The organism is Streptomyces sp. NPDC002896 (genome assembly GCF_040295225.1).
In the GTDB taxonomy this organism is placed as follows: Bacteria; Actinomycetota; Actinomycetes; order Streptomycetales; family Streptomycetaceae; genus Streptomyces.
On the sequence record NZ_JBEOVA010000007.1, the window covers coordinates 257,462 to 281,403 of the forward strand.

The window sequence follows — 23,942 nt, forward strand, 5'->3', positions numbered from 1 at the left end:
CTCAAGCTGCTCGCTTACTGGTTGTACGGACCGTAGTCGTAGTCCTCCAGCGGAACGGCCTGGCCGGAGCCCGTGCCGAACGGCGAGTAGTCGATGTCGTCGTAGCCCACGGCCGAGTACATCGCGGCCTTGGCCTCCTCGGTCGGCTCGACCCGGATGTTGCGGTAGCGGGACAGGCCCGTACCGGCCGGGATGAGCTTACCGATGATGACGTTCTCCTTGAGGCCGATCAGGGAGTCGGACTTGGCGTTGATCGCCGCGTCCGTGAGGACCCTGGTCGTCTCCTGGAAGGACGCCGCCGACAGCCACGACTCGGTCGCCAGCGAGGCCTTGGTGATACCCATCAGCTGCGGACGGCCGGAGGCCGGGTGGCCGCCTTCCTGGACCACACGACGGTTCTCGGTCTCGAAGCGCGAGCGCTCCACGAGCTCGCCCGGCAGCAGCTCCGCGTCGCCGGACTCGATGATCGTCACACGGCGCAGCATCTGCCGGATGATGATCTCGATGTGCTTGTCGTGGATCGACACACCCTGCGAGTTGTAGACCTTCTGGACCTCGCCGACCAGGTGGACCTGGACGGCACGCTGACCCAGGATGCGCAGCACGTCGTGCGGGTTGGTGGCACCCACGGTGAGCTTCTGGCCCACCTCGACGTGCTCGCCCTCGCTCACGAGGAGTCGGGCACGCTTCGAGATCGGGAAAGCCGTCTCGTCGCTGCCGTCGTCCGGCGTGATGACGATCTTCTTGGTCTTCTCCGTCTCCTCGATGCGGACGCGACCGGCCGCCTCGGAGATCGGCGCGACACCCTTCGGCGTACGGGCCTCGAAGAGCTCGACGACACGCGGCAGACCCTGGGTGATGTCGTCACCGGCCACACCACCGGTGTGGAAGGTACGCATCGTCAGCTGGGTACCGGGCTCACCGATGGACTGGGCGGCGATGATGCCGACCGCCTCACCGATGTCGACCAGCTTGCCGGTGGCCAGCGAGCGGCCGTAGCACATGGCGCAGGTGCCGACGGCGGACTCGCAGGTCAGGACCGAGCGGGTCTTGACCTCCTCGACGCCGTGCTTGACCAGCTCGTCGATGAGGACGTCGCCCAGGTCGGTGTTGGCCGGGGCCAGCACCACGCCGTCGACGACGATGTCCTCGGCCAGCGCACGTGCGTAGACGCTGGTCTCGACGTTGTCCGCCTTGCGCAGGACGCCGTCCGCGCCGCGCTCCGCGATGTGCAGCTTGAGGCCGCGCTCGGTGCCGCAGTCCTCCTCGCGAATGATGACGTCCTGGGAGACGTCGACCAGACGACGCGTGAGGTAACCCGAGTCGGCGGTACGCAGAGCGGTGTCCGCCAGACCCTTACGGGCACCGTGCGTGGAGATGAAGTACTCCAGCACGGACAGACCCTCACGGAACGACGCCTTGATCGGACGCGGAATCGTCTCGTTCTTCGCGTTCGACACCAGACCACGCATACCGGCAATCTGACGCATCTGCATCATGTTGCCTCGTGCACCCGAGTTCACCATCATGAAGATCGGGTTGGTCTTCGGGAAGTTGTCGTTCATCGCCTCGGCGACCTCGTTGGTCGCCTTGGTCCAGATCGCGATGAGTTCCTGCGTGCGCTCGTCCTTGGTGATCAGACCGCGCTCGTACTGCTTCTGGACCTTCTCGTCCTGCGCCTCGTAGCCCTTGACGATCTCCTTCTTCGCCTCGGGAACGACGACGTCGGAGATGGCGACGGTGACGCCGGAACGGGTGGCCCAGTAGAAGCCGGCCGCCTTCAGGTTGTCGAGCGTCGCCGCAACGATGACCTTCGGGTAGCGCTCGGCGAGGTCGTTGACGATCTCGGAGAGCTGCTTCTTGCCGACCTCGTAGTCGACGAACGGGTAGTCCTCGGGCAGCAGCTCGTTGAAGAGCGCACGGCCGAGCGTGGTCTTCAGACGGAAGCTGTCACCCTGCTGCCACTCCGGCTCGCCCTCCTCCTGCGCCGGCGGGGTCCAGCCGCGCGGCGGGATGGTGCCCACCGGGAAGCGGATGTCCACGCGCGACTGCAGCGAAAGCTCGCCGGCGTCGAACGCCATGATCGCCTCGGCCACGGAGGAGAAGGAGCGCTCTTCGCCCTTCACGTTCCGCATCTCGCCGTCCGTGGTCAGGAAGAACAGACCGAGGACCATGTCCTGGGTCGGCATCGTGACCGGGCGGCCGTCGGCCGGCTTGAGGATGTTGTTCGAGGACAGCATCAGGATGCGGGCCTCGGCCTGCGCCTCCGCGGACAGCGGCAGGTGCACGGCCATCTGGTCACCGTCGAAGTCCGCGTTGAACGCGGTGCAGACGAGCGGGTGGATCTGGATGGCCTTGCCCTCGACCAGCTGCGGCTCGAAGGCCTGGATGCCGAGGCGGTGCAGGGTCGGTGCACGGTTCAGCAGCACCGGGTGCTCGGCGATGACCTCTTCGAGCACGTCGTACACGACCGTGCGGCCGCGCTCGACCATGCGCTTCGCCGACTTGATGTTCTGCGCGTGGTTCAGGTCGACCAGGCGCTTCATCACGAACGGCTTGAAGAGCTCCAGCGCCATGGCCTTCGGCAGACCGCACTGGTGCAGCTTGAGCTGCGGGCCGACGACGATGACGGAACGCGCCGAGTAGTCGACTCGCTTACCGAGCAGGTTCTGACGGAAGCGACCCTGCTTGCCCTTCAGCATGTCGCTGAGGGACTTCAGCGGGCGGTTACCCGGACCGGTGACCGGGCGGCCGCGACGACCGTTGTCGAAGAGGGCGTCAACAGCCTCCTGAAGCATGCGCTTCTCGTTGTTGACGATGATCTCCGGGGCACCGAGGTCCAGGAGCCTCTTCAGACGGTTGTTGCGGTTGATCACACGGCGGTACAGGTCGTTCAGGTCGGAGGTCGCGAAGCGGCCACCGTCCAGCTGCACCATCGGACGCAGGTCCGGCGGGATGACCGGCACGCAGTCGAGCACCATGCCCTTGGGGCTGTTGGAGGTCTGCAGGAAGGCAGACACGACCTTCAGCCGCTTCAGCGCACGGGTCTTCTTCTGGCCCTTGCCGGTACGGATGATCTCGCGGAGCTTCTCGGCCTCCTCGTCGAGGTCGAAGGACTCCAGGCGCTTCTGCAGCGCCGCGGCACCCATCGAGCCGTCGAAGTACGTGCCGAAGCGGTCGCGCAGCTCGCGGTAGAGCAGCTCATCGCCCTCGAGGTCCTGGACCTTGAGGTTCTTGAAGCGGTTCCACACCTCGTCGAGACGGTCGATCTCGCGCTGGGCACGGTCGCGCAGCTGCTTCATCTCGCGCTCGGCACCCTCGCGCACCTTGCGGCGCACGTCGGCCTTGGCGCCCTCGGCCTCGAGCTCGGCCAGGTCGGCCTCGAGCTTCTTGGCCCGGGCCTCGAGGTCGGCGTCGCGGCGGTTCTCGACCTGCTGGCGCTCGACGGAGACGTGGGCCTCCAGCGAGGGCAGGTCGCGCGTACGGCGCTCCTCGTCCACGTACGTGATCATGTACGCGGCGAAGTAGATGACCTTCTCGAGGTCCTTCGGGGCGAGGTCGAGCAGGTAGCCCAGACGCGACGGGACGCCCTTGAAGTACCAGATGTGGGTGACGGGAGCGGCAAGCTCGATGTGGCCCATCCGTTCACGGCGCACCTTCGCGCGCGTGACCTCAACGCCACAGCGCTCGCAGATGATGCCCTTGAAGCGGACGCGCTTGTACTTGCCGCAGTAGCACTCCCAGTCCCGGGTCGGACCGAAGATCTTCTCGCAGAAGAGTCCGTCCTTTTCGGGCTTCAGGGTGCGGTAGTTGATGGTCTCCGGCTTCTTGACCTCGCCGTGGGACCACTGTCGGATGTCGTCCGCGGTCGCCAGGCCGATCCGCAGCTCGTCGAAGAAGTTGACGTCGAGCACTTTGTCGTCAATCCCTCTTTCAGGGTCGTGTCTCAATCATGGTCTGTACGGGTCCGGGGACGGTGGGGGCTCCGGGGCGGAGCCCCCACCAGACCCGTCAGACCTCTTCGACGCTGCTCGGCTCGCGCCGGGACAGGTCGATACCGAGCTCCTCCGCGGCGCGGAAGACGTCCTCGTCCGTGTCGCGCATCTCGATGGACATGCCGTCCGAGGACAGCACCTCCACGTTGAGGCACAGGGACTGCATCTCCTTGATGAGCACCTTGAAGGACTCGGGGATGCCGGGCTCGGGGATGTTCTCGCCCTTGACGATGGCCTCGTAGACCTTCACGCGGCCGGTGACGTCGTCGGACTTGATGGTCAGCAGCTCCTGCAGGGCGTAGGCAGCGCCGTAGGCCTCGAGGGCCCACACCTCCATCTCACCGAAGCGCTGGCCACCGAACTGGGCCTTACCACCCAGCGGCTGCTGGGTGATCATCGAGTACGGACCGGTCGAGCGGGCGTGCAGCTTGTCGTCGACCAGGTGGTGCAGCTTGAGGATGTACATGTAGCCGACCGAGATCGGCTCCGGGAACGGCTCGCCGGAGCGGCCGTCGAACAGAGGCGCCTTACCGGTCGGGAGCACCATGCGCTCGCCGTCGCGGTTCGGGATCGTGTGCTGCAGCAGACCCGCGAGCTCGTCCTCACGCGCACCGTCGAAGACGGGGGTGGCGACGTTGGTGCCCGGGGCGACCTGGTCGGCCTCGATGGCCTGCAGGCGCTGCGCCCAGTCGTCCGCGAGGCCGGAGACGTCCCAGCCGCGGCTGGCGAGCCAGCCGAGGTGGATCTCCAGGACCTGTCCCGGGTTCATTCGGGACGGGACACCCAGCGGGTTGAGGATGATGTCGACCGGAGTTCCGTCCTCGAGGAACGGCATGTCCTCGATCGGAAGGATCTTCGAGATGACACCCTTGTTGCCGTGACGGCCGGCGAGCTTGTCACCGTCGGTGATCTTGCGCTTCTGCGCCACGTACACGCGCACCAGCTGGTTCACACCGGGCGGAAGCTCGTCGCCCTCCTCGCGGTCGAAGACGCGGACGCCGATGACCTTGCCGGTCTCGCCGTGCGGCACCTTCAGCGAGGTGTCACGGACCTCACGGGCCTTCTCACCGAAGATCGCGCGCAGCAGGCGCTCTTCGGGGGTCAGCTCGGTCTCACCCTTCGGGGTCACCTTGCCGACGAGGATGTCGCCGGCGATGACCTCGGCACCGATGCGGATGATGCCGCGCTCGTCGAGGTCGGCGAGGACCTCCTCGGAGACGTTCGGGATGTCCCGGGTGATCTCCTCCGGGCCGAGCTTGGTGTCACGGGCGTCGACCTCGTGCTCCTCGATGTGGATCGAGGAGAGGACGTCGTCCTGCACGAGGCGCTGCGACAGGATGATCGCGTCCTCGTAGTTGTGACCCTCCCACGGCATGAACGCCACGAGCAGGTTCTTGCCGAGCGCCATCTCGCCGTTCTCGGTCGCCGGACCGTCGGCCAGCACCTGGCTGGCGACGACCCGGTCGCCCTCGTCCACGACGACCTTCTGGTTGACAGAGGTGCCCTGGTTGGAGCGCGAGAACTTGGCGAGGCGGTACGTGGTGTACGTGCCGTCGTCGTTGGCGGTGGTGATGTAGTCCGCGGAGACCTCCTGGACCACACCGTCCTTCTCGGCCTTCAGCACGTCGCCGGCGTCGACCGCGCAGCGGTACTCCATGCCGGTGCCGACGAGCGGTGCCTCGGACTTGATCAGCGGCACGGCCTGACGCATCATGTTCGCGCCCATGAGGGCACGGTTGGCGTCGTCGTGCTCGAGGAACGGGATCATGGCGGTCGCGACCGACACCATCTGGCGCGGCGAGACGTCCATGTAGTCCACGTCGTCACCGGCGACGTAGTCGACCTCGCCGCCACGGCGGCGGACCAGCACGCGGGACTCGGCGAACCGGAGCTCGTCGGTCAGGGGCGCGTTGGCCTGCGCGATGACGAAGCGGTCTTCCTCGTCGGCGGTCAGGTAGTCGACCTCGTCGGTGACCTGGCCGTCGGTGACCTTGCGGTACGGCGTCTCGACGAAGCCGAACGCGTTGACGCGGCCGTACGAGGCGAGCGAACCGATCAGACCGATGTTCGGGCCTTCGGGGGTCTCGATCGGGCACATACGTCCGTAGTGGGACGGGTGCACGTCTCGGACCTCGAAGCCGGCCCGCTCACGGGAGAGACCACCCGGGCCAAGAGCCGACAGGCGGCGCTTGTGGGTGAGACCCGACAGCGGGTTGTTCTGGTCCATGAACTGGGACAGCTGGCTGGTGCCGAAGAACTCCTTGATGGAGGCGACGACCGGCCGGATGTTGATCAGCGTCTGCGGCGTGATCGCCTCGACGTCCTGAGTCGTCATGCGCTCGCGCACGACGCGCTCCATACGAGCCAGACCCGTGCGGACCTGGTTCTGGATGAGCTCGCCGACGTTGCGCAGACGACGGTTGCCGAAGTGGTCGATGTCGTCGGTCTCGACGACGATCGAGGTGCCGTTGTCGCCAACGGTCTCGGTCTCACCGGCGTGCAGCTTCACCAGGTACTTGATCGTCGAGATGATGTCCTCGACGGTCAGGATCCCGGCGTCCAGCGGAGCGTCGCCGCCCAGCTTCTTGTTGACCTTGTAGCGGCCGACCTTCGCGAGGTCGTAGCGCTTCGGGTTGAAGTAGAGGTTCTCGAGCAGCGTCTGCGCGGCCTCACGGGTCGGGGGCTCGCCCGGACGCAGCTTGCGGTAGATGTCGAGCAGCGCGTCGTCCTGGCCCTGGGTGTGGTCCTTCTCCAGGGTGGCGCGCATGGACTCGTACTCGCCGAACTCCTCGAGGATCTGCTCGGTGGTCCACCCGAGCGCCTTGAGCAGAACGGTCACGGACTGCTTGCGCTTGCGGTCGATGCGCACACCGACCATGTCGCGCTTGTCGATCTCCATCTCCAGCCAGGCACCACGGGACGGGATGACCTTGGCCGAGAAGATGTCCTTGTCGGACGTCTTGTCGATGGAGGAGTCGAAGTAGACACCGGGTGAACGGACCAGCTGCGACACCACGACACGCTCGGTGCCGTTGATGACGAAGGTGCCCTTGTTGGTCATGAGGGGGAAGTCACCCATGAAGACCGTCTGAGACTTGATCTCACCGGTCTCGTTGTTGGTGAATTCCGCAGTGACGAACAGCGGAGCCGCGTAGGTGAAGTCGCGCTCCTTGCACTCGTCGATGGAGTTCTTCGGGGGCTCGAAGCGGTGGTCGCGGAAGGTCAGCGACATCGACCCGGAGAAGTCCTCGATCGGGGAGATCTCCTCGAAGATCTCCTCCAGACCGGACTTGGTGGGGACGTCCTGTCCGCTTTCCAGGGCCGCCTCGACACGAGCCTTCCACGCGTCATTGCCGAGCAGCCAGTCAAAGCTCTCGGTCTGCAGAGCAAGAAGGTTCGGAACCTCGAGGGGCTCCTTGATCTTTGCAAAGGAGATGCGCAGCGGGGCGGTGCTGGCGCCGTTGTTCGTATTCGCGGTCGAGGCGTTGCGCGAGGCGGCCAAGAGGGGGTCCTTCCGAGGGCTCGGACTCACTACGCGCGTACCGGTCCCAGGCTGGGTACAGGGACAGAGAACCCCAGGCGGGGTCGCTTCGGTCCACTGTGCTCATACATGGGCATGCCCCTGGTGACGGGCAGGAGGCAGCTAACAGGCAGCGCAAAGGGTCAGTGTAGCCACTCGGCCCACTGATGTCCAGTGCGGGTTTTGGGAGACCCTCATTGTTCTCAACACCTGCGGCAAGCCACGCCCTCAGTGCACATCGATACTGCCCTCTTCGTCGTCGATCCATGCCTCGGATACGGATCGTTGTGACGACGCGTCCTGAGAATTGCGCGCTGCGTGCAGTTCGTCAAGGCCTTCCAAGCACTGACCGGGTGCTGCGATTGTCACGTGGAGTCCGTCACCCGGCGCCCGGAGGCGCAACGAAGATCACCATACTCGCCGCGGACGACAGTGCAAGGCATCCCTCGCTGGAGGCCGGGAACACCGAAGGGCGACCACCCGGATGGGTGATCGCCCTTCAGTGCGTATGCGTCAACAGCGCATTGACAGCGCTCGCACGCCTGAGCCGAGCCGGTCCCCGCCTAGCGGGGCGTGGCTACGACTCGTCGGGTCACTTGACCTCGACGGAGGCGCCGGCGCCCTTGAGGGACTCGGCGGCCTTCTCGGCGGCGTCCTTGGCGACCTTCTCGAGAACGGGCTTCGGGGCGCCGTCCACGAGGTCCTTGGCCTCCTTCAGGCCCAGGGAGGTCAGCTCGCGCACGACCTTGATGACCTGGATCTTCTTGTCGCCGGCGCCGGTGAGGATGACGTCGAACTCGTCCTTCTCCTCGGCGGCCTCGGCGGCCGGGGCACCCGGGGCGCCGGCGGCGGCAACGGCGACCGGGGCGGCGGCGGTGACGTCGAACTTCTCCTCGAACGCCTTCACGAACTCGGAGAGCTCGATGAGGGTCATCTCCTCGAACTGCGCGAGCAGGTCTTCCTGGCTGAGCTTCGCCATGATGGGCGATCCTTCCACTAATTCGGCTGGTGCCGGATGTACATGTCGGCGGGCGTACGTTGGGCCCGCTTCGACCGTTGCCTCAGGCGTACTGCCTCAGGCGGCGGTCAATGTGCGAGCCGAATTACTCGGCACCGCCCTGCTCGGCCTGCTTGGCGCGAAGCGCGTCCACGGTGCGGACGAGCTTCGACGGCAGCGCCTGGAAGAGCGCGGCAGCCTGGGACTGCTTGCCCTTCATGGCACCGGCCAGCTTGCTGAGCAGAACCTCGCGGGACTCGAGGTCCGCAAGCTTCTTGATCTCGTCGGCGGACAGCGCCTTGCCGTCAAGGACACCGCCCTTGATGACGAGGTTGGGGTTGTCCTTGGCGAAGTCACGAAGACCCTTCGCCGACTCCACCGGGTCACCGGTGATGAAGGCAACCGCCGTCGGACCGTTGAACAGGTCGTCGAGCGTGTTGATCCCGGCCTCGTTGGCCGCAATCTTGGTCAGCGTGTTCTTCACCACGGCGTACTGGGCGTTCTCACCGAGCGAACGACGCAGCGTCTTGAGCTGCGCCACGGTGAGACCCCGGTACTCGGTCAGCACGGCGGCGTTCGAGCTGCGGAACTGGTCCGTCAGCTCGGCTACCGCGGCAGCCTTGTCGGGCCTTGCCATAGAGCGTCGGCCTCCTTCCGGGTGATGAGGACCGCTCAGAAGGAGGCTTAAAACGAAACGCCCCGGCGCAGGCGCACGGGGCGTGAGCTCGACCGAGAACGACATCCGCGAGGGATCCCATCCGGGAGCACTTCCACTGTCACCTGCGCGGGTCGTCCGCAGTTCAGCGGATCCTTCGGCCACCGCACTCTCTTGCGAGGGCACGGCAACGACCAGCGGTCTTTGGCTTCTGGGGAAGAGTACGCGAACGGCTCCCCGTCGAGCAAATCCGACCCCAATGGTGGGGATCGGCCCGGTCCTCGTGGCCGTGGGGATCGCTCCGGGCGCTCAGCTCGCCGGCTGCTCCCGACCGACGAGGTCCCGGAAGTCGGCGGTGTCGGCAGCAGGCGGCTCCTCGGCCGAGACCTGGCTGCCGTAGTCGCTGTAGTACGCCGTGGAGGACACGGTGCCGGTCGTCGTCTCGGCCTTCTCGGTCTTCTTCACCAGCAGGTCCTCGTCGTCGACCCAGATGTCGACCTTCTCCGTGGTGATGCCGGCCTGCTCGAGCTGCCGCTTCAGGTCGGCCAGCTGGTCGTCGTCGAGGTACGAGTCCCCGCCCGCCAGCTCGGTGACGTCGACCGTGCCCGAGTAGTGCGTCGTCGTGGACCCTCGGACCTTCTCCTCGCCGACCTTCCGCACGTCCCCGGAGGCCAGCAGGAGCTTCACTGACTGGTTCGGGGTGGTGTTCTGCATCTGGTCCTTCAGATACGCGCCCGAGCCGCCGGCCAGATCCGCCAGGGCCTCGTACTCGTACTTGATCCAGTGCTTTCCGCCCGCCCGCGCCGCGAACCTGTCGCCCATCCGCGCGTAATAGGCGTCGTGCAGATACCGGGCCTCCATCGAGGTGCTGCCCAGCTGACGCATCGTGTCGGCCACCTGTCCGCCGGTGTACGTGATCGTCAGGGTGCCCTGGAGACCGTCGGCCCAGCCGAGCGCACCGTCCGCCGTCAGGGACATCGTCGTGCCCATGATCGTCGTCGACTCGACCTTGGCGGAATCGGCCTGGTCGGTGGTTCTCGCAACGGTGCGCAGCGCGGCGACGGAGCCTACGTGCGGGCCGCGGCCCTTGTGCCCGGACGCTCTGTCGTCCGCGTCCGAGTCGCCCGAGGAGTCGCAGCCTGCCGTCGTCAGAGCGGCGGACACCGCGACCGAAAGGGCTAAGCACCGCGCAGTCGTGCTCTTCATCCGTCCCGCCCCTCCGACGCTCCTGGTCCCGCACGCTAGCGCAGGCCACTGACACCCGCGTCCGGACAGGCTGACGGGCACAACGGGGACGAGCGAAACAGGCCAAAGGTGAAACAGACAGGTCACGGGCGAAAACGGGGACGGGCCCCGCACCTCGAAAGGTGCGGGGCCCGTCCACTTCAGCCCGTGCGCGACGCGGCTGCCGTGAGCGCTTCAGGCTCAGACGGCGGCCGGGTCCTCCTCGACGAGGAGGTTGCGGGTGCGGTTCGGGTCGAGCGGAATGCCGGGGCCCATCGTGGTGCTGATGGCGGCCTTCTTGATGTAGCGGCCCTTGGCGGCGGACGGCTTCAGACGGAGGATCTCCTCCAGCGCGGCGCCGTAGTTCTCCACCAGCTTGGCCTCCTCGAAGGAGGTCTTGCCGATGATGAAGTGCAGGTTCGAGTGCTTGTCGACGCGGAACTCGATCTTGCCGCCCTTGATGTCGTTGACAGCCTTGACGACGTCCGGGGTCACGGTGCCGGTCTTCGGGTTCGGCATCAGACCACGGGGACCGAGCACGCGGCCGAGGCGGCCGACCTTGCCCATGAGGTCCGGGGTGGCGACGACGGCGTCGAAGTCGAGACGGCCCTTCGAGACCTCGTCGATCAGTTCGTCGGAGCCGACGATGTCGGCGCCCGCGGCACGCGCGGCCTCGGCACGGTCACCGGTCGCGAAGACCAGGACCCGGGCGGTCTTACCGGTGCCGTGCGGAAGGTTCACGGTGCCACGGACCATCTGGTCGGCCTTGCGCGGGTCAACGCCCAGGCGGAAGGCCACCTCGACGGTGCCGTCGAACTTGGTGGTGGAGGTCTCCTTGGCGAGACGGACGGCCTCGAGCGGGGCGTAGAGCTTCTCCCGGTCGATCTTGGCGTCCGCAGCGCGGAGAGTCTTGCTGCGCTTGCTCACTGCTGCTCCTGTGTGTTCTGAGGAGTCGTGGTGTGGGCCGAGCGGGCCCTCCCACGGTTACTACGGAGGTTGGGGTCAGCCCTCGACCGTGATGCCCATGGAACGGGCGGTGCCGGCGATGATCTTCTCGGCGGCGTCCAGGTCGTTGGCGTTGAGGTCGGGCATCTTGGTGGTGGCGATCTCGCGGACCTGGTCACGCGTCAGCTTCGCGACCTTGGTCTTGTGCGGCTCGCCGGAGCCCTTCTCCACGCCCGCGGCCTTGAGGATCATCCTCGACGCCGGCGGAGTCTTGGTGATGAAGGTGAAGGAACGGTCCTCGTAGACCGTGATCTCCACCGGGATGACCCAGCCGCGCTGCGACTCGGTCGCGGCGTTGTAGGCCTTGCAGAACTCCATGATGTTGACGCCGTGCTGGCCCAGCGCGGGGCCGACCGGCGGGGCCGGGTTGGCTGCGCCGGCCTGGATCTGGAGCTTGATGAGCCCCGTGACCTTCTTCTTCTTGGGAGGCATTCCGGGTCCTGTCCTCTTCTGATCTTCCTTGTGCCCGATTGGCCCCGGGCACCAGGCATACCGCACAACGATAACGGGTATGGCTGCGCGGCCTGAAACCGAGCAGGTCAGACAAGCTTTGGCAGCTCGCCTGACCTGGTCGGAGGCAGTTGTTCCAGAAGCTACTAGTTCTTCTGGATCTGGTCGAAGCTGAGCTCGACCGGGGTCTCGCGGCCGAAGATCTCGACGAGGCCCTTGACCTTCTTCGAGTCGGCGTTGATCTCGTTGATGGTCGCCTGCAGCGTCGCGAACGGGCCGTCGGTGACGGTGACCGAGTCGCCGACCTCGAAGTCCAGCACCTGGACCTCGACCTTGCGCTGCGGAGCGGGCTTGCCCTCGGCCTCGGCGGCCTCGCGAGCGGCCTTCTCCTCGGCCTCCGGGGCGAGCATCTTGACGATCTCGTCCAGGGTCAGCGGGTACGGGTCGTAGGCGTTGCCCACGAAGCCGGTGACGCCGGGGGTGTTGCGGACGACGCCCCAGGACTCGTTCGTCAGGTCCATGCGCACCAGCACATAGCCGGGGAGCTTGTTCTGACGGATGGTCTTGCGGTCGCCGTTCTTGATCTGGACGACCTCTTCCTGCGGCACCTCGGCCTGGAAGATGTAGTCCTCGACGTTCAGCGAGACGGCTCGCTGCTCGAGGTTGGTCTTCACGCGGTTCTCGTAGCCCGCGTAGGTGTGGATCACGTACCACTCACCGGGGAGGGTGCGCAGCTCCTCGCGGAGCGCGACGACCGGGTCGACCGGCTCGGTCTCCTCCTCGGCCTCGGCCTCGGCGCCCGCTGCGGGGGCCTCGTCCTCGGCACCGGCCTCGTCCTCGTCCACGACGTGGATGGCGGCCTCTTCGGCGGGCTCTCCGGCAGCGGCGTCGGCAGCCTCGGCCTGGTCCGGGTCCACGGCGTCCGCCGCCTCGACGATGTCGAGCTCGTCCTCAGCGGACTCGACCGGCTCGATCGCCTCGTTCAGGTTCGGGTCAGACACTGTGGCTGCTTCTTCCTGGATACATAGGGGTGGAACACGCGAAATGGGCGCCGAGTACGGCGCCCTCCGCTCTCGGCTCAGCCGAAGACGTACTTGACGGCCTGGTTGAACCCATAGTCAATCACGGTCACCAGGGCGATCATGATGACGACGAAGACAATCACCACTGTGGTGTATGTCGTCAGCTGGCTGCGAGTAGGCCAGACGACCTTGCGGAGTTCCGCGATGACCTGGCGGTAGAAGAGCGCGAGCCGCTTCAGCGGGCCCTTCTTGCCGCGCTTGCCGCCCTTGCGGGTCTTCTTCCTGGACTCCGGCGCCTCGTCCTGGGCATCAGGCATGTCGATGGAGCCCACGGCGTCCGTCACTCGTCCTCACCTGATTCCGGGTCGTGGCCGTGCCGCGCCCGGTGGAGCCGCACGGCGGTGCATTGCAGTACGTACATGCGCACACATCCTGGCGAAGGTGTGTGTAGCAGGGCCGGAGGGACTTGAACCCCCAACCGCTGGTTTTGGAGACCAGTGCTCTACCAATTGAGCTACGACCCTTTGGTTCCCCCAACGTACCGCATCCATCCACATGCACGGAGTGCGTGGGACGAGTACGGCCGGTGAAGGCCAACGGGAAGAGAGTGTACGTGTTCTGGAGCCGGTCGTCGAACAGAAAGCGGCAGGTCCCACTCACTCCCCCGCTGCGCGCCCCGCTCCGTCCCGCAGTGCCCGGTGTGTGAAACCCGTGTGCCGCGCCGGTTTCCGGTCTGGAACGATGGGGTGTATGAGCGCTGCAACTCCTTCCACCGACCGCCGGGTCTCCGCCCGCATCGGCGCGATCTCCGAGTCCGCGACCCTCGCCGTCGACGCCAAGGCCAAGGCCCTCAAGGCCGCCGGCCGTCCGGTGATCGGTTTCGGCGCGGGCGAGCCCGACTTCCCGACCCCGGACTACATCGTCGAGGCGGCTGTCGAAGCCTGCAAGAACCCCAAGTACCACCGCTACACGCCGGCCGGCGGCCTGCCCGAGCTGAAGGCCGCGATCGCCGCGAAGACCCTGCGCGACTCCGGCTACGAGGTCGACCCGTCGCAGATCCTGGTCACCAACGGCGGCAAGCAGGCCATCTACGAAGCCTTCGCCGCGATCCTCGACCCGGGCGACGAGGTCATCGTCCCGGCGCCGTACTGGACGACCTACCCGGAGTCGATCCGGCTGGCCGGCGGTGTGCCGGTCGAGGTCGTCGCCGACGAGACGACCGGTTACCGGGTCTCCGTGGAGCAGCTGGAGGCCGCGCGCACGGAGCGTACGAAGGTCGTGCTGTTCGTGTCGCCGTCGAACCCGACCGGCGCCGTCTACAGCGAGGCCGAGACCGAGGCGATCGGCCGCTGGGCCGTCGAGCACGGCCTGTGGGTGCTGACCGACGAGATCTACGAGCACCTGGTCTACGGCGGCGCGTCCTCCGTGTCGCTGCCGGCGCTGCTGCCCGAGCTGCGCGACAAGTGCATCGTGGTCAACGGTGTGGCGAAGACCTACGCGATGACGGGCTGGCGTGTGGGCTGGATCATCGGCCCGAAGGACGTCGTGAAGGCCGCCACGAACCTGCAGTCGCACGCCACGTCGAACGTCGCGAACGTCTCGCAGGCCGCGGCCCTCGCCGCCGTCTCCGGCGATCTGACGGCCGTGGCGGAGATGCGTGAGGCCTTCGACCGGCGCCGCAAGACGATCGTGCGGATGCTCAACGAGATCGACGGCGTCGTCTGCCCGGAGCCGGAGGGCGCCTTCTACGCGTACCCGTCGGTGAAGGCCCTGATCGGCAAGGAGATCCGCGGCAAGCGCCCGCAGGACACGGTCGAGCTGGCCGCGCTGATCCTGGAGGAGGCCGAGGTCGCGGTGGTGCCGGGCGAGGCGTTCGGCACGCCGGGCTATCTGCGGCTGTCCTACGCGCTGGGCGACGAGGACCTGGTCGAGGGCGTCTCGCGGATCCAGAAGCTGCTCGCCGAGGCCCGCGACTGACGTTCCTTCCGGTTTTCGCGCTCCACGCGCGCGTCCGGGCCGTCTCCCTCCAGGGAGGCGGCCCGTTTCTTCGTTCGGGCAAGCCACGAACGGGGAAAGCCGCTACCGGACGACACCTGCTTGCGGCAAGATCCTTGGATGGAGCGCGTAGTACGTGATGTGAGTCAGCTGCCGAAAGCACATCTGCATCTGCACTTCACCGGGTCGATGCGGCCCACCACCCTGCTCGAACTGGCCGACAAGTACGGCATCCACCTGCCATCCGCGCTGACCGGCGGGGAACCGCCCAAGCTGCGGGCCACCGACGAACGCGGCTGGTTCCGCTTCCAGCGGCTGTACGACGCGGCGCGGGCCTGTCTGCGTGAGCCGGAGGACATCCAGCGGCTGGTGCGCGAGGCTGCCCAGGAGGACCTCAAGGACGGCTCGGAGTGGCTGGAGATCCAGGTCGATCCGACGTCCTACGCGCCACGCCTTGGCGGTCTCATCCCGGCCCTGGAGATCATCCTGGACGCCGTGGACAGCGCCTCGCGCGAGACGGGGCTCGGTATGCGCGTCCTGGTCGCCGCGAACCGTATGAAGCACCCGCTGGACGCCCGGACGCTGGCGCGGCTCGCGGTGCGCTATGCCGATCGCGGCATCGTGGGCTTCGGGCTGTCCAACGACGAGCGGCGGGGCATGGCGCGTGACTTCGACCGTGCCTTCGCCATCGCGCGCGAGGGCGGGCTGCTGTCCGCGCCGCACGGCGGGGAGCTGACCGGCCCGGCGTCCGTGCGTGACTGCCTGGACGACCTGCACGCGCACCGCATCGGGCACGGCGTGCGGGCCGTGGAGGACCCGCGCCTGCTGAAGCGGCTCGCGGACCGCGGAGTGACCTGCGAGGTGTGTCCGGCGTCGAACGTCGCCCTCGGCGTGTACGAGAAGCCCGAGGACGTGCCGCTGCGGACGCTGTTCGAGGCCGGGGTGCCGATGGCGCTGGGCGCCGACGACCCGCTGCTCTTCGGGTCGCGGCTGGCCGCACAGTACGAGATCGCGCGCACGCACCACGGCTTCACGGATGCCGAGCTGGCCGAACTGGCACGGCAGTCGGTCCGCGGCTCGGCCGCCCCCGCGGGCGTACAGGAGAAGATGCTGGCGGGGATCGACGCGTGGCTGGCCGGCTGACCGCATTGGGCCGGCGAGGAGGTGCGCAGTGAGGCTCACGGTGTTCGGCGCCACCGGCGGTGTCGGGCAGGAGATCGTCCGTCAGGGGCTGGCGGCGGGCCACCACGTGACGGCCGTGGTGCGCGATCCCGCGCGGCTCACCGTCACGGGTTCCGGCCTCCAGGTGCACCGCGCGGACCTGACGGACCCGGAGGCGCTGCGCGCCGCTGTGGCGGGGCGGGACGCCGTCCTCTCCGGCCTCGGGGCACGCACGCGTGCGGATGCCGGGATCACGTCGAAGCTGACTCGTTCGGTGCTGCGGGCGCTGGAGGCGGAAGGGACCCTGCGGCTGCTGGTGGTGAGCGCGTCACCGCTCGGACCGATGCCGGACGGCCAGCCGCTGATCGACCGTGCGTTCGTCGGCGTCGTGAACGTCGTATTCAGCAGCGTCTACGCCGATCTGCGGATCATGGAGGAGGAGCTGGCGGACAGCGCCACGGAGTGGACGTCGGTACGCCCGCCGAGGCTGCTGGACAGGCCGCTGACGGGCACGTACAGGACGGTCGTCGGCGGCAATCCGCGCAGCGGCAGGACCATCGGGCGCGCGGACGTCGCACACGCGATGCTGGCGATGACCGGCGATGCGGCGACCGTGCGGCAGGGGGTCGGGGTCGCTTACTGATCGAGGCCGCTCACCCGCGGCCCCTGAGCAGCGGGTCTCGGGTCAAGTCCCCTCAGAGGCTGACGCCCACCGTCACCGGCTCGTTGACCAGTGTGATGCCGAAGGCGTCCCGTACTCCGGCGACGACCTCGCGGGCGAGGGCGAGCAGGTCCTCGGTCGTGGCGGAGCCGCGGTTGGTGAGCGCCAGCGTGTGCTTGGTGGAGATCCGGGCGGGACCGTCGCCGTAGCCCTTGTGGAACCCTGCCTTGTCGATGAGCCAGGCGGCAGAGGTCTTGGTGAAGCCGTCACCCGCGGGATAGGCGGGCGCGGTGACGTCCGGGCCCAGACGCTCCGCCACGCGCGCGTGGAAGGCCGCGAGCTCCTGCGCGGTGAGGATCGGGTTGGTGAAGAACGACCCGGCCGACCAGGTGTCGTGGTCCTCGGGGTCGAGCACCATGCCCTTGCCCGTGCGCAGCTTGAGCACGGTCTCGCGGGCGTCGGCGAGCGGTACGCGGTCGCCGGGCTCCACACCCAGGGCGCGGGCCGTCTCGGCGTACTTGAGCGGAGCGGAGAGCCCTTCGGCGCCCTCCAGCCGGAACCGGACACGCAGCACCACGAACCGTTCGGGATCAGCCTTGAAGCGGCTGTGGCGGTACGAGAAGTCGCACTCGGCGTTCGGAATCGTGACCGTCTCGCGCGCCCTGCGGTCGTACGCGATCACTTCGGTGATCGTCGACGAGACCTCCTGACCGTACGCGCCGACGTTCTGGATGGGCGTCGCACCGGCGGAACCGGGGATTCCGGCCAGGCACTCGATGCCCGCCAGACCTGCCTCGACCGTACGGGCCACCGCGTCGGTCCACACCTCGCCGGCGGCCAGTTCCAGCTCCGGGCCATCGAGTGCGAAGCCGCGCGTCGCGATGCGCAGGGCCGTGCCGGCGAAGCCCTCGTCGCTGATGACCAGGTTCGAACCGCCGCCGATGAGCAGCAGCGGGGTGCCTGCCTCATCGGCCTCGCGGACGGCGGCGACCACCTCGTCGTCAGTGGTCGCCGTGATCAGGCGGCTCGCGGGGCCGCCGAGACGGAAGGTGGTCAGCGGGGCGAGTGGGGCGTCGTGGAGTTCCTGCACGCGCACCAGGGTACGAGAACGGCCCCGCGGGTCAGGGCGGGGCCGTTCGCGGGGCCGTGCTCGCGAGCAGCGGCCCAAGCGTGGAGGCCGTTGCTCGAGGCCGGTAAGGGGCGCCCCGCCATGGAGGACGCCCCTTACCTCTGGTGACACCTGTGTGCTCTACGGCACGAGCCCGCGCCGCTCCTCTAGGCCAGCTGTACGACCGCCCGGGACATGCCCAGCACCTTCTGGCCTCCGGAGGTGGCCGTCAGATCGACGCGTACGCGGTTGTCGTCGAGCTTGGCCGCGACCTTGCCGCTGACCTCGATCACCGCGCCCTCGTCGTCGTTCGGGACGACGACCGGCTTGGTGAACCGCACGCCGTACTCGACGACGGCGCCCGGGTCCCCCACCCAGTCGGTGACAACACGGATTGCCTCGGCCATGGTGAACATGCCGTGCGCGATGACGTCCGGCAGCCCGACCTCCTTGGCGAACTTCTCGTTCCAGTGGATCGGGTTGAAGTCGCCGGAGGCGCCCGCGTACTGCACCAGCGTCGCGCGGGTCACCGGGAAGGTCTGGGCCGGCAGTTCCGTGCCGACCTCGGCGTCGTCGTATGCGATCTTCGCCACGGTGCTCACCGTCATGCCTCCTCCGCCGCACGCGCCACGAGCTTGGTCCACGCCGTCACGACGTGCTCGCCGGCCTCGTCGTGGACCTCGCCGCGGATGTCCAGGATGTCGTTGCCCGCCAGGGACTTGATGGCCTCGATGGTTGAGGTGACCGTCAGCCGGTCGCCCGCACGCACCGGGCGCGTGTATGCGAACTTCTGGTCGCCGTGCACGACGCGGCTGTAGTCCAGGCCGAGCTGCGGGTCGGCGATGACCTGGCCCGCGGCCTTGAAAGTGATGGCGAACACAAAGGTCGGCGGCGCGATCACATCGGCGTGGCCGAGCGCCTTGGCGGCGTCCGGGTCGGTGTACGCGGGGTTGGCGTCTCCCACCGCCTCCGCGAACTCGCGGATCTTCTCCCGGCCGACCTCATAGGGGTCGGTGGGCGGGTAGGACCGCCCGACGAAGGACTGGTCGAGCGCCATGGGCTCGGCACCTCCTGGTTTCCACGGCTTTCACTGGCTCGCACCGGCCGGCTGCCCGGTCAGGGTTCCACGGATGCCCCGGTGGGGACGCGAGGCCACCCCCGGAACGACGCGAGGCCGTCCCCGGAGAGGGGACGGCCTCGCGTACGAGCCTGATTTATCGCGTCTCGCGATGCGCGGTGTGCGCATTGCAACGCGGGCAGTGCTTCTTCATCTCAAGACGGTCCGGGTTGTTGCGCCGGTTCTTCTTGGTGATGTAGTTCCGCTCCTTGCACTCCACGCAGGCCAGCGTGATCTTCGGGCGGACGTCGGTGGCAGCCACGTGAGTGCTCCTTGACGAACGGATGGGTCATTTAACGCAGAAAAGAGTAGCCGATCGAAGGACCGACCCCACAATCGGCTACTAAGAGTAGCGGTGACCGGACTTGAACCGGTGACACAGCGATTATGAGCCGCTTGCTCTACCGACTGAGCTACACCGCTGTGATGTGGAGGGCCTCCCGTCGAGACGAAAAGCCTTACACACCAGAGCCCCAATACGGAATCGAACCGTAGACCTTCTCCTTACCATGGAGACGCTCTGCCGACTGAGCTATTGGGGCGAGCGATGAAGACATTACACGCTCGCCCGCCGATCGCCCAAATCCGTTTCCCCGGCCCTGCCGTGCAGCGGTGAGGATGCCGCCTGCGAACCCCCAGCGGCCCCGCACCAGCGGACTCTCTCTGCGCCCAGGTGTCTCACCAGCCGCTGCCGCCACGCCGCGGGTCCCCCCTGCCTCGCCCGGCCCCGCCGTCGCACCGCAGCTCTTCACACCCGCGTCACGACGCAACGAGCCTCAGCGAGGTCGCACCACGCCGGTACGACTATTGCGCTCCTCCTCGAAGCCGACGAGCCCTCGCCATAGGCTCGACTCACGCTGCGTGATCTTGCGCGCGTCGCCGCGTTCGACATGACGCCTGCAGCCGTCCCCGAGCCCCAGGAGCGCGATGCCCGACAGCCAGCCGCAGCAGCCCGACTCCTCCGGCACCTCGGGCTCAGGGGGCCCGTCGGGCTCCCCGGGATCCGCGGGCTCGTCCGGTTCGTCGGGCCGGTCGGGCAGCGGCAAAGGTGATCGGGCGGTCGGCGACGGCACGGCACTGCTGCTCTGCGGCGCACGCCTGACCGATGGCCGGACGGTGGACGTGCGGCTCGGCGGAGGTCGCATCGAGGCGGTCGGCACGGCGGGCAGCCTGACCGCACCCGCTGCCCGCGTCGACCTGGCCGGATATCTCCTGCTGCCCGCACCCGCGGAGCCGCACGCACACAGCGACACGGCGCTCTCGGCCGAGACGCCAGGGCCGGTCTCGTACGACGTGCAGGACGTGCAGCGGCGGACCACCGAGGCCGCGTTGTTGCAGCTCGGGCACGGCGCGACGGCGCTGCGCTCGCACGTGCGGATCGGTGATGTGCAGGGGCTCGGGCCGATGGAGGCGGTGCTCCAGGCACGCCGGTCGCTGCGCGGACTGGTCGATCTGACGACGGTGGCGGTGCCTCGGCTCCTGACGGGCGTCGCCGGGGCGGACGGGCTCGCGATGCTGCGGGACGCGGTCAAGATGGGCGCCTCCGTGATCGGCGGCTGTCCCGACCTCGACCCCGATCCGGCGGGATACGTGGAGGCGGTACTTGAGGTTGCAGCCGAGCACGGCTGCCCTGTCGATCTGCACACCGACGCGGGCGATCCGGCGCGGCTCTCCCGACTCGCGGCCATGGTCGGCGGGCTGCGGCCCGGAGTGACGATCGGGCCGTGCACCCGGCTCGGGCGGCTGCCCGCCCAGACGGCGTCGCGCAGCGCGGACCAGCTCGCCACGGCCGGAGTGGCCGTGGTGTGCCTCCCGCAGGGCGGGTGCGGGGGCGGTGGCGTGCTGGGGGGCTGCGCGGCTCCGGTACGGCTGCTGCGGGCGGCCGGGGTGCGCGTCGCGGCCGGCAGCGGCGCTCTTCGGGACGTGTCCAATCCGGTCGGGCGCGGAGATCCACTGGAGGCCGCGTATCTGCTCGCCTCGCAGGAGGGGCTGCGACCCGAGGACGCCTACGACACGGTGAGCGCCCGGGCCCGGGCCGTGCTGGGACTGCCCGAGGTGCGTGTGGAAGCGGGTTTTCCGGCCGAGTTGCTGGCTGTCCGGGGAGATCAGCTCGCGGGCGCGCTCTCGCTCGCGTACAGCCGCATCGTGGTACATCGGGGGCGCGTGGTGGCGCGGACCAGCGCGGTGCGCGAGTACTGCGACTCGGCGGCTGCGGTGGCGCTGGACCTGCCGCGCCAGGGGCGCTCGAAGGGCTGCGATTCGCCGTGAGGGCCGCCCGAGTGCCATCCGTGCTGTCTGTGCCGTGAGGGTGCGTCGCGCGGGCGCGTCGTGAGGGCTGTGCTCGGGCGGCCCGGGGCGGGCGGACTGCGAGGCGGTCGTGCGGCCCGGCCGGCTCAACTCGCCGGGCGGGGTGGGCGAGTCGGCGACTGCGGGCGCGCGAACGAGCCGCGCGGCGAACTCGTGCGGCCCGGCGTACGGTCGGAAGCATGCGCATTGTCATTGCTGGAGGGCACGGTCAGATCGCGCTGCGGCTGGAGCGGTTGCTCGCCGCGCGCGGGGACGAGGTCGCGGGGCTCATCCGCAGCGCCGATCAGGCCACCGACCTGGAGGCCGCGGGGGCCGAACCGGTTCTGTGCGACCTCGAGTCCGCTCCCGTGGAGGAGGTTGCGGAGCATCTGCGGGGCGCCGACGCGGCCGTCTTCGCCGCGGGCGCGGGGCCGGGCAGCGGCGCCGCGCGCAAGGACACGGTGGACCGCGCGGCGGCGGTTCTCTTCGCGGACGCGGCGGAACGGGCCGGCGTACGGCGGTATCTGGTGGTCTCGTCGATGGGCGCGGATCCGGCCCACCAGGGCGACGAGGTCTTCGACGCGTACCTGCGGGCCAAGGGCGAGGCCGACGCCGACATCCGCGGGCGGAAGGACCTGGACTGGACGATCCTCCGGCCCGGGATGCTGACGAACGACGCCGGAACCGGTCTCGTACGCCTGGAGGCCCACACCGGGCGTGGGCCGGTCCCGCGGGACGACGTTGCGGCGGTGCTGGCGGAACTGGTCGACACGCCGGCGACGGCGGGCCTGACGCTGGAGCTGATCAGCGGCTCGGCGCCGGTGTCGGTGGCGGTCAAGTCCGTGGCGGGGAACTGAGGTGGCGAGGAACTGAGGCACGGCGAGGGTTCCGTTCGCCTTCGGCGTAAGGCGTTCGCTGTGGACGCAACCCGGAAGGCCCCGGAGAGGGCCGGTGCTTGGCTGAGGCATCCGGCCCTCTCGACGCCACACGTCCGTCACGCCTCTTTCCGAGCGAGGAGCGCCCGCCCATGAGCACCGACGATCCCCTGAGGCAGCAACAGGAAGTACCGGCGCAGCAGGCCGTCCTGCTCCATCGGATGTACGAGGTGTTCAGCACCGATGAGCGCGAGGCGGTCCTGGCCGTCGCGCTCGCCCCGGACGTGGACTGGCCGAACGTCCTCGACGGCGTCCGCCTCCACGGCCACGAGGAGGTACGCGCGTACTGGGCACGCCAGTTCGCCGCCGGAACGCCTCTCGTACGACTGGAGGGGCTGCGGCTCGACGAAAAGGAGCCGGGCGCGGCGGCGTCCCCGGGCGGATCCCGGAAGGTCGTCGGGACAGTCCGGACCGGCATGCGCGACGAGACGGGCGACCACTGGGCCGACGCCCCGGTCGAACACGTCTATTCCTTCACGACGGACGGGCGGGTGAGCAGGATGGATGTACGTCAGCCGTGAGCGGCGGCCACCGGCCACGAGCCCGACGGGACGCGCGGACTCGAGCAGGCCCAGGCATATGAAGAAACCCCCTCCGATCTGCGTAGTCGCAGTCGGAGGGGGTTTCCCTCAGCGTGGCGGCGCCAGGATTCGAACCTGGGAAGGCTGAGCCGGCAGATTTACAGTCTGCTCCCTTTGGCCGCTCGGGCACACCGCCGGGGGATTGCTGCCATTGAGCCGCTTTCGCTGTGCTCCGTGGCAACGACGTAAACGATACCCGATGCACGGGGGTGCTTCGCCACCCTATTGATCAGCACCTGCCCGCGGGCTGGTGGCTAGGCTTTGCTGATGCGGCCAATGGGACCGGCGGCCGCCCCTACGCACCCCGATACAAGGAGCCACAGGACATGGCCGACTCCAGTTTCGACATCGTCTCGAAGGTCGAGCGGCAGGAGGTCGACAACGCCCTCAACCAGGCCGCCAAGGAGATCTCGCAGCGCTACGACTTCAAGAACGTCGGCGCGTCGATCGCCTGGTCCGGCGACAAGATCCTGATGGAGGCGAACTCCGAGGACCGGGTGAAGGCTGTCCTCGACGTCTTCCAGTCCAAGCTGATCAAGCGCGGGATCTCGCTGAAGGCGCTGGATGCGGGCGAGCCGCAGCTGTCCGGCAAGGAGTACAAGATCTTCGCGTCCATCGAGGAGGGCATCTCCCAGGACAACGCGAAGAAGGTGGCGAAGATCATTCGCGATGAGGGCCCGAAGGGCGTGAAGGCACAGGTGCAGGGCGACGAGCTGCGCGTCAGCTCGAAGAGCCGCGACGACCTGCAGGCCGTGATCGCGCTGCTGAAGGGCAAGGACTTCGATTTCGCGCTGCAGTTTGTGAACTATCGGTAGTTCGTTCGATCACTCCTGGTTGATCGCGATGATTGCGGTTGATCCCACAGCGGAGGGCGGCACCCGGAGTTGGGTGCCGCCCTCCGCTGCTGCCGGCTGCGGTCCCGGGTCAGCGGCGGGAGTGCCCGAACAGGAGGCGGTAGGCGATCAGCAGGACGAGGGAGCCGCCGATCGCGGAGGCCCAGGTCGCTCCGTCGTAGAAGTCGTTGACGATCGGGCGGTGGAGGTAGCGGGCGGAGATCCAGCCACCGACGAAGGCGCCTGCGATGCCGATGAGGGTCGTGCCGATGAAGCCACCCGGATCGCGCCCTGGCAACAGAAGTTTGGCGATGGCACCGGCCAGCAACCCCAGAACGATCCAGCTGATGATGCTCATGCCCTGAACCTGCCTTTCCTGCGCGGCGTTCGTGCGCTG

At 68.2% G+C, this 23,942-nt stretch carries 21 protein-coding genes and 4 tRNA genes; 7 read left to right on the forward strand and 18 right to left on the reverse strand.

Annotated features, from left to right (window positions below):
* Positions 1-14 precede the first annotated feature (14 nt).
* The 10 genes from ABT009_RS15010 to ABT009_RS15055 all read right to left on the reverse strand — a co-directional run bounded on the left by ABT009_RS15010 (position 15) and on the right by ABT009_RS15055 (position 13,392).
* Positions 15-3,914 (reverse strand): DNA-directed RNA polymerase subunit beta', encoded by a 3,900-nt coding sequence (locus ABT009_RS15010; protein ID WP_351293499.1) that lies wholly within the window; start codon positions 3,912-3,914, stop codon positions 15-17.
* 97 nt (positions 3,915-4,011) lie between these two features.
* Positions 4,012-7,497, reverse strand: a complete 3,486-nt coding sequence (gene rpoB / locus ABT009_RS15015; RefSeq protein ID WP_351293502.1) for a DNA-directed RNA polymerase subunit beta — start codon at positions 7,495-7,497, stop codon at positions 4,012-4,014.
* A gap of 610 nt (positions 7,498-8,107) precedes the next feature.
* Positions 8,108-8,494, reverse strand: a complete 387-nt coding sequence (gene rplL / locus ABT009_RS15020) for a 50S ribosomal protein L7/L12 (RefSeq protein ID WP_181659077.1) — start codon at positions 8,492-8,494, stop codon at positions 8,108-8,110.
* Between the two features lie 124 nt (positions 8,495-8,618).
* The gene (gene rplJ, locus ABT009_RS15025) at positions 8,619-9,149 is read right to left on the reverse strand and encodes a 50S ribosomal protein L10 (protein ID WP_181659076.1); all 531 of its coding nucleotides are present in this window, start codon (positions 9,147-9,149) and stop codon (positions 8,619-8,621) included.
* A 327-nt stretch (positions 9,150-9,476) separates the two neighbouring features.
* Positions 9,477-10,373 carry an SCO4651 family lipoprotein gene (locus ABT009_RS15030; RefSeq protein WP_351293507.1) on the reverse strand — a complete coding sequence of 299 codons (897 nt, stop codon included), beginning with the start codon at positions 10,371-10,373 and terminating at the stop codon, positions 9,477-9,479.
* A 219-nt stretch (positions 10,374-10,592) separates the two neighbouring features.
* Positions 10,593-11,318 carry a 50S ribosomal protein L1 gene (rplA, locus tag ABT009_RS15035; RefSeq protein ID WP_351293510.1) on the reverse strand — a complete coding sequence of 242 codons (726 nt, stop codon included), beginning with the start codon at positions 11,316-11,318 and terminating at the stop codon, positions 10,593-10,595.
* 75 nt (positions 11,319-11,393) lie between these two features.
* Entirely contained in the window at positions 11,394-11,828 is a 435-nt protein-coding gene (gene rplK, locus ABT009_RS15040; RefSeq protein ID WP_067282281.1) for a 50S ribosomal protein L11, read from the reverse strand.
* Positions 11,829-11,992: 164 nt separating this feature from the next.
* Positions 11,993-12,847 carry a transcription termination/antitermination protein NusG gene (gene nusG, locus ABT009_RS15045; RefSeq protein WP_351293513.1) on the reverse strand — a complete coding sequence of 285 codons (855 nt, stop codon included), beginning with the start codon at positions 12,845-12,847 and terminating at the stop codon, positions 11,993-11,995.
* A 77-nt stretch (positions 12,848-12,924) separates the two neighbouring features.
* Positions 12,925-13,212 carry a preprotein translocase subunit SecE gene (gene secE / locus ABT009_RS15050; RefSeq protein ID WP_351293516.1) on the reverse strand — a complete coding sequence of 96 codons (288 nt, stop codon included), beginning with the start codon at positions 13,210-13,212 and terminating at the stop codon, positions 12,925-12,927.
* A 107-nt stretch (positions 13,213-13,319) separates the two neighbouring features.
* Positions 13,320-13,392: transfer RNA gene (locus ABT009_RS15055), tRNA-Trp, on the reverse strand.
* A 226-nt stretch (positions 13,393-13,618) separates the two neighbouring features.
* On the opposite strand from ABT009_RS15055, the gene ABT009_RS15060 reads away from it, so the two are divergent.
* The 3 genes from ABT009_RS15060 (at position 13,619) to ABT009_RS15070 (ending at position 16,667) form a co-directional block, all read left to right on the forward strand.
* Positions 13,619-14,845, forward strand: a complete 1,227-nt coding sequence (locus tag ABT009_RS15060) for a pyridoxal phosphate-dependent aminotransferase (RefSeq protein WP_351293519.1) — start codon at positions 13,619-13,621, stop codon at positions 14,843-14,845.
* Positions 14,846-14,983: 138 nt separating this feature from the next.
* On the forward strand, positions 14,984-16,006 hold the full coding sequence (locus ABT009_RS15065) for an adenosine deaminase (protein ID WP_351293522.1): 1,023 nt from the start codon (positions 14,984-14,986) through the stop codon (positions 16,004-16,006).
* 28 nt (positions 16,007-16,034) lie between these two features.
* Positions 16,035-16,667, forward strand: a complete 633-nt coding sequence (locus ABT009_RS15070) for an NAD(P)-dependent oxidoreductase (protein WP_351293525.1) — start codon at positions 16,035-16,037, stop codon at positions 16,665-16,667.
* A 52-nt stretch (positions 16,668-16,719) separates the two neighbouring features.
* Here ABT009_RS15070 and ABT009_RS15075 read toward each other — a convergent pair whose 3' ends face one another.
* From ABT009_RS15075 to ABT009_RS15100, 6 genes are all read right to left on the reverse strand, one after another.
* Positions 16,720-17,775, reverse strand: coding sequence for a UDP-N-acetylmuramate dehydrogenase (locus ABT009_RS15075; protein ID WP_351293527.1), 1,056 nt, complete (start codon positions 17,773-17,775; stop codon positions 16,720-16,722).
* A 185-nt stretch (positions 17,776-17,960) separates the two neighbouring features.
* A complete protein-coding gene (locus tag ABT009_RS15080; RefSeq protein ID WP_351293530.1) occupies positions 17,961-18,401 on the reverse strand; it encodes a MaoC family dehydratase in 441 nt (146 codons plus the stop codon).
* A complete protein-coding gene (locus ABT009_RS15085; RefSeq protein WP_351293533.1) occupies positions 18,398-18,850 on the reverse strand; it encodes an FAS1-like dehydratase domain-containing protein in 453 nt (150 codons plus the stop codon). Before ABT009_RS15085 ends, ABT009_RS15080 begins: the two co-directional genes overlap by 4 nt.
* Positions 18,851-19,007: 157 nt before the next feature.
* A complete protein-coding gene (rpmG, locus tag ABT009_RS15090; RefSeq protein ID WP_003948671.1) occupies positions 19,008-19,172 on the reverse strand; it encodes a 50S ribosomal protein L33 in 165 nt (54 codons plus the stop codon).
* Positions 19,173-19,260: 88 nt separating this feature from the next.
* Positions 19,261-19,333: transfer RNA gene (locus tag ABT009_RS15095), tRNA-Met, on the reverse strand.
* Positions 19,334-19,379: 46 nt separating this feature from the next.
* A tRNA-Thr gene (locus ABT009_RS15100) sits at positions 19,380-19,452 on the reverse strand.
* A gap of 385 nt (positions 19,453-19,837) precedes the next feature.
* Here ABT009_RS15100 and ABT009_RS15105 point away from each other — a divergent pair.
* From ABT009_RS15105 to ABT009_RS15115, 3 genes are all read left to right on the forward strand, one after another.
* Complete coding sequence (locus ABT009_RS15105) at positions 19,838-21,178, forward strand: amidohydrolase family protein (RefSeq protein WP_351293536.1); 1,341 nt, start codon at positions 19,838-19,840, stop codon at positions 21,176-21,178.
* Between the two features lie 218 nt (positions 21,179-21,396).
* Positions 21,397-22,053, forward strand: coding sequence for an NAD(P)H-binding protein (locus ABT009_RS15110; protein WP_351293539.1), 657 nt, complete (start codon positions 21,397-21,399; stop codon positions 22,051-22,053).
* Positions 22,054-22,223: 170 nt separating this feature from the next.
* Entirely contained in the window at positions 22,224-22,652 is a 429-nt protein-coding gene (locus ABT009_RS15115) for a nuclear transport factor 2-like protein (protein ID WP_351293542.1), read from the forward strand.
* 114 nt (positions 22,653-22,766) lie between these two features.
* On the opposite strand, the gene ABT009_RS15120 is transcribed toward ABT009_RS15115, so the two are convergent.
* Positions 22,767-22,848 (reverse strand) — tRNA-Tyr (locus ABT009_RS15120).
* Positions 22,849-23,038: 190 nt separating this feature from the next.
* On the opposite strand from ABT009_RS15120, the gene ABT009_RS15125 reads away from it, so the two are divergent.
* Entirely contained in the window at positions 23,039-23,527 is a 489-nt protein-coding gene (locus tag ABT009_RS15125) for a YajQ family cyclic di-GMP-binding protein (RefSeq protein ID WP_351293545.1), read from the forward strand.
* Between the two features lie 109 nt (positions 23,528-23,636).
* Here the strand turns inward: ABT009_RS15125 and ABT009_RS15130 are convergent, their stop codons facing one another.
* The gene (locus ABT009_RS15130) at positions 23,637-23,903 is read right to left on the reverse strand and encodes a GlsB/YeaQ/YmgE family stress response membrane protein (RefSeq protein ID WP_067282302.1); all 267 of its coding nucleotides are present in this window, start codon (positions 23,901-23,903) and stop codon (positions 23,637-23,639) included.
* Positions 23,904-23,942: the final 39 nt, after the last annotated feature.

What these genes read in the sequence shown, in the direction of transcription:
- rplL (WP_181659077.1), bottom strand. Translation starts at nt 8,494, where the DNA reads ATGGCGAAGCTCAGCCAGGAAGACCTGCTCGCGCAGTTCGAGGAGATG.
- ABT009_RS15110 (WP_351293539.1), top strand. Translation starts at nt 21,397, where the DNA reads ATGCGCATTGTCATTGCTGGAGGGCACGGTCAGATCGCGCTGCGGCTG.
- ABT009_RS15125 (WP_351293545.1), top strand. Translation starts at nt 23,039, where the DNA reads ATGGCCGACTCCAGTTTCGACATCGTCTCGAAGGTCGAGCGGCAGGAG.
- rplK (WP_067282281.1), bottom strand. Translation starts at nt 11,828, where the DNA reads ATGCCTCCCAAGAAGAAGAAGGTCACGGGGCTCATCAAGCTCCAGATC.
- ABT009_RS15065 (WP_351293522.1), top strand. Translation starts at nt 14,984, where the DNA reads ATGGAGCGCGTAGTACGTGATGTGAGTCAGCTGCCGAAAGCACATCTG.
- ABT009_RS15130 (WP_067282302.1), bottom strand. Translation starts at nt 23,903, where the DNA reads ATGAGCATCATCAGCTGGATCGTTCTGGGGTTGCTGGCCGGTGCCATC.
- ABT009_RS15115 (WP_351293542.1), top strand. Translation starts at nt 22,224, where the DNA reads ATGAGCACCGACGATCCCCTGAGGCAGCAACAGGAAGTACCGGCGCAG.
- rplJ (WP_181659076.1), bottom strand. Translation starts at nt 9,149, where the DNA reads ATGGCAAGGCCCGACAAGGCTGCCGCGGTAGCCGAGCTGACGGACCAG.
- ABT009_RS15105 (WP_351293536.1), top strand. Translation starts at nt 19,838, where the DNA reads ATGCCCGACAGCCAGCCGCAGCAGCCCGACTCCTCCGGCACCTCGGGC.
- ABT009_RS15060 (WP_351293519.1), top strand. Translation starts at nt 13,619, where the DNA reads ATGAGCGCTGCAACTCCTTCCACCGACCGCCGGGTCTCCGCCCGCATC.
- ABT009_RS15080 (WP_351293530.1), bottom strand. Translation starts at nt 18,401, where the DNA reads ATGACGGTGAGCACCGTGGCGAAGATCGCATACGACGACGCCGAGGTC.
- ABT009_RS15085 (WP_351293533.1), bottom strand. Translation starts at nt 18,850, where the DNA reads ATGGCGCTCGACCAGTCCTTCGTCGGGCGGTCCTACCCGCCCACCGAC.
- ABT009_RS15030 (WP_351293507.1), bottom strand. Translation starts at nt 10,373, where the DNA reads ATGAAGAGCACGACTGCGCGGTGCTTAGCCCTTTCGGTCGCGGTGTCC.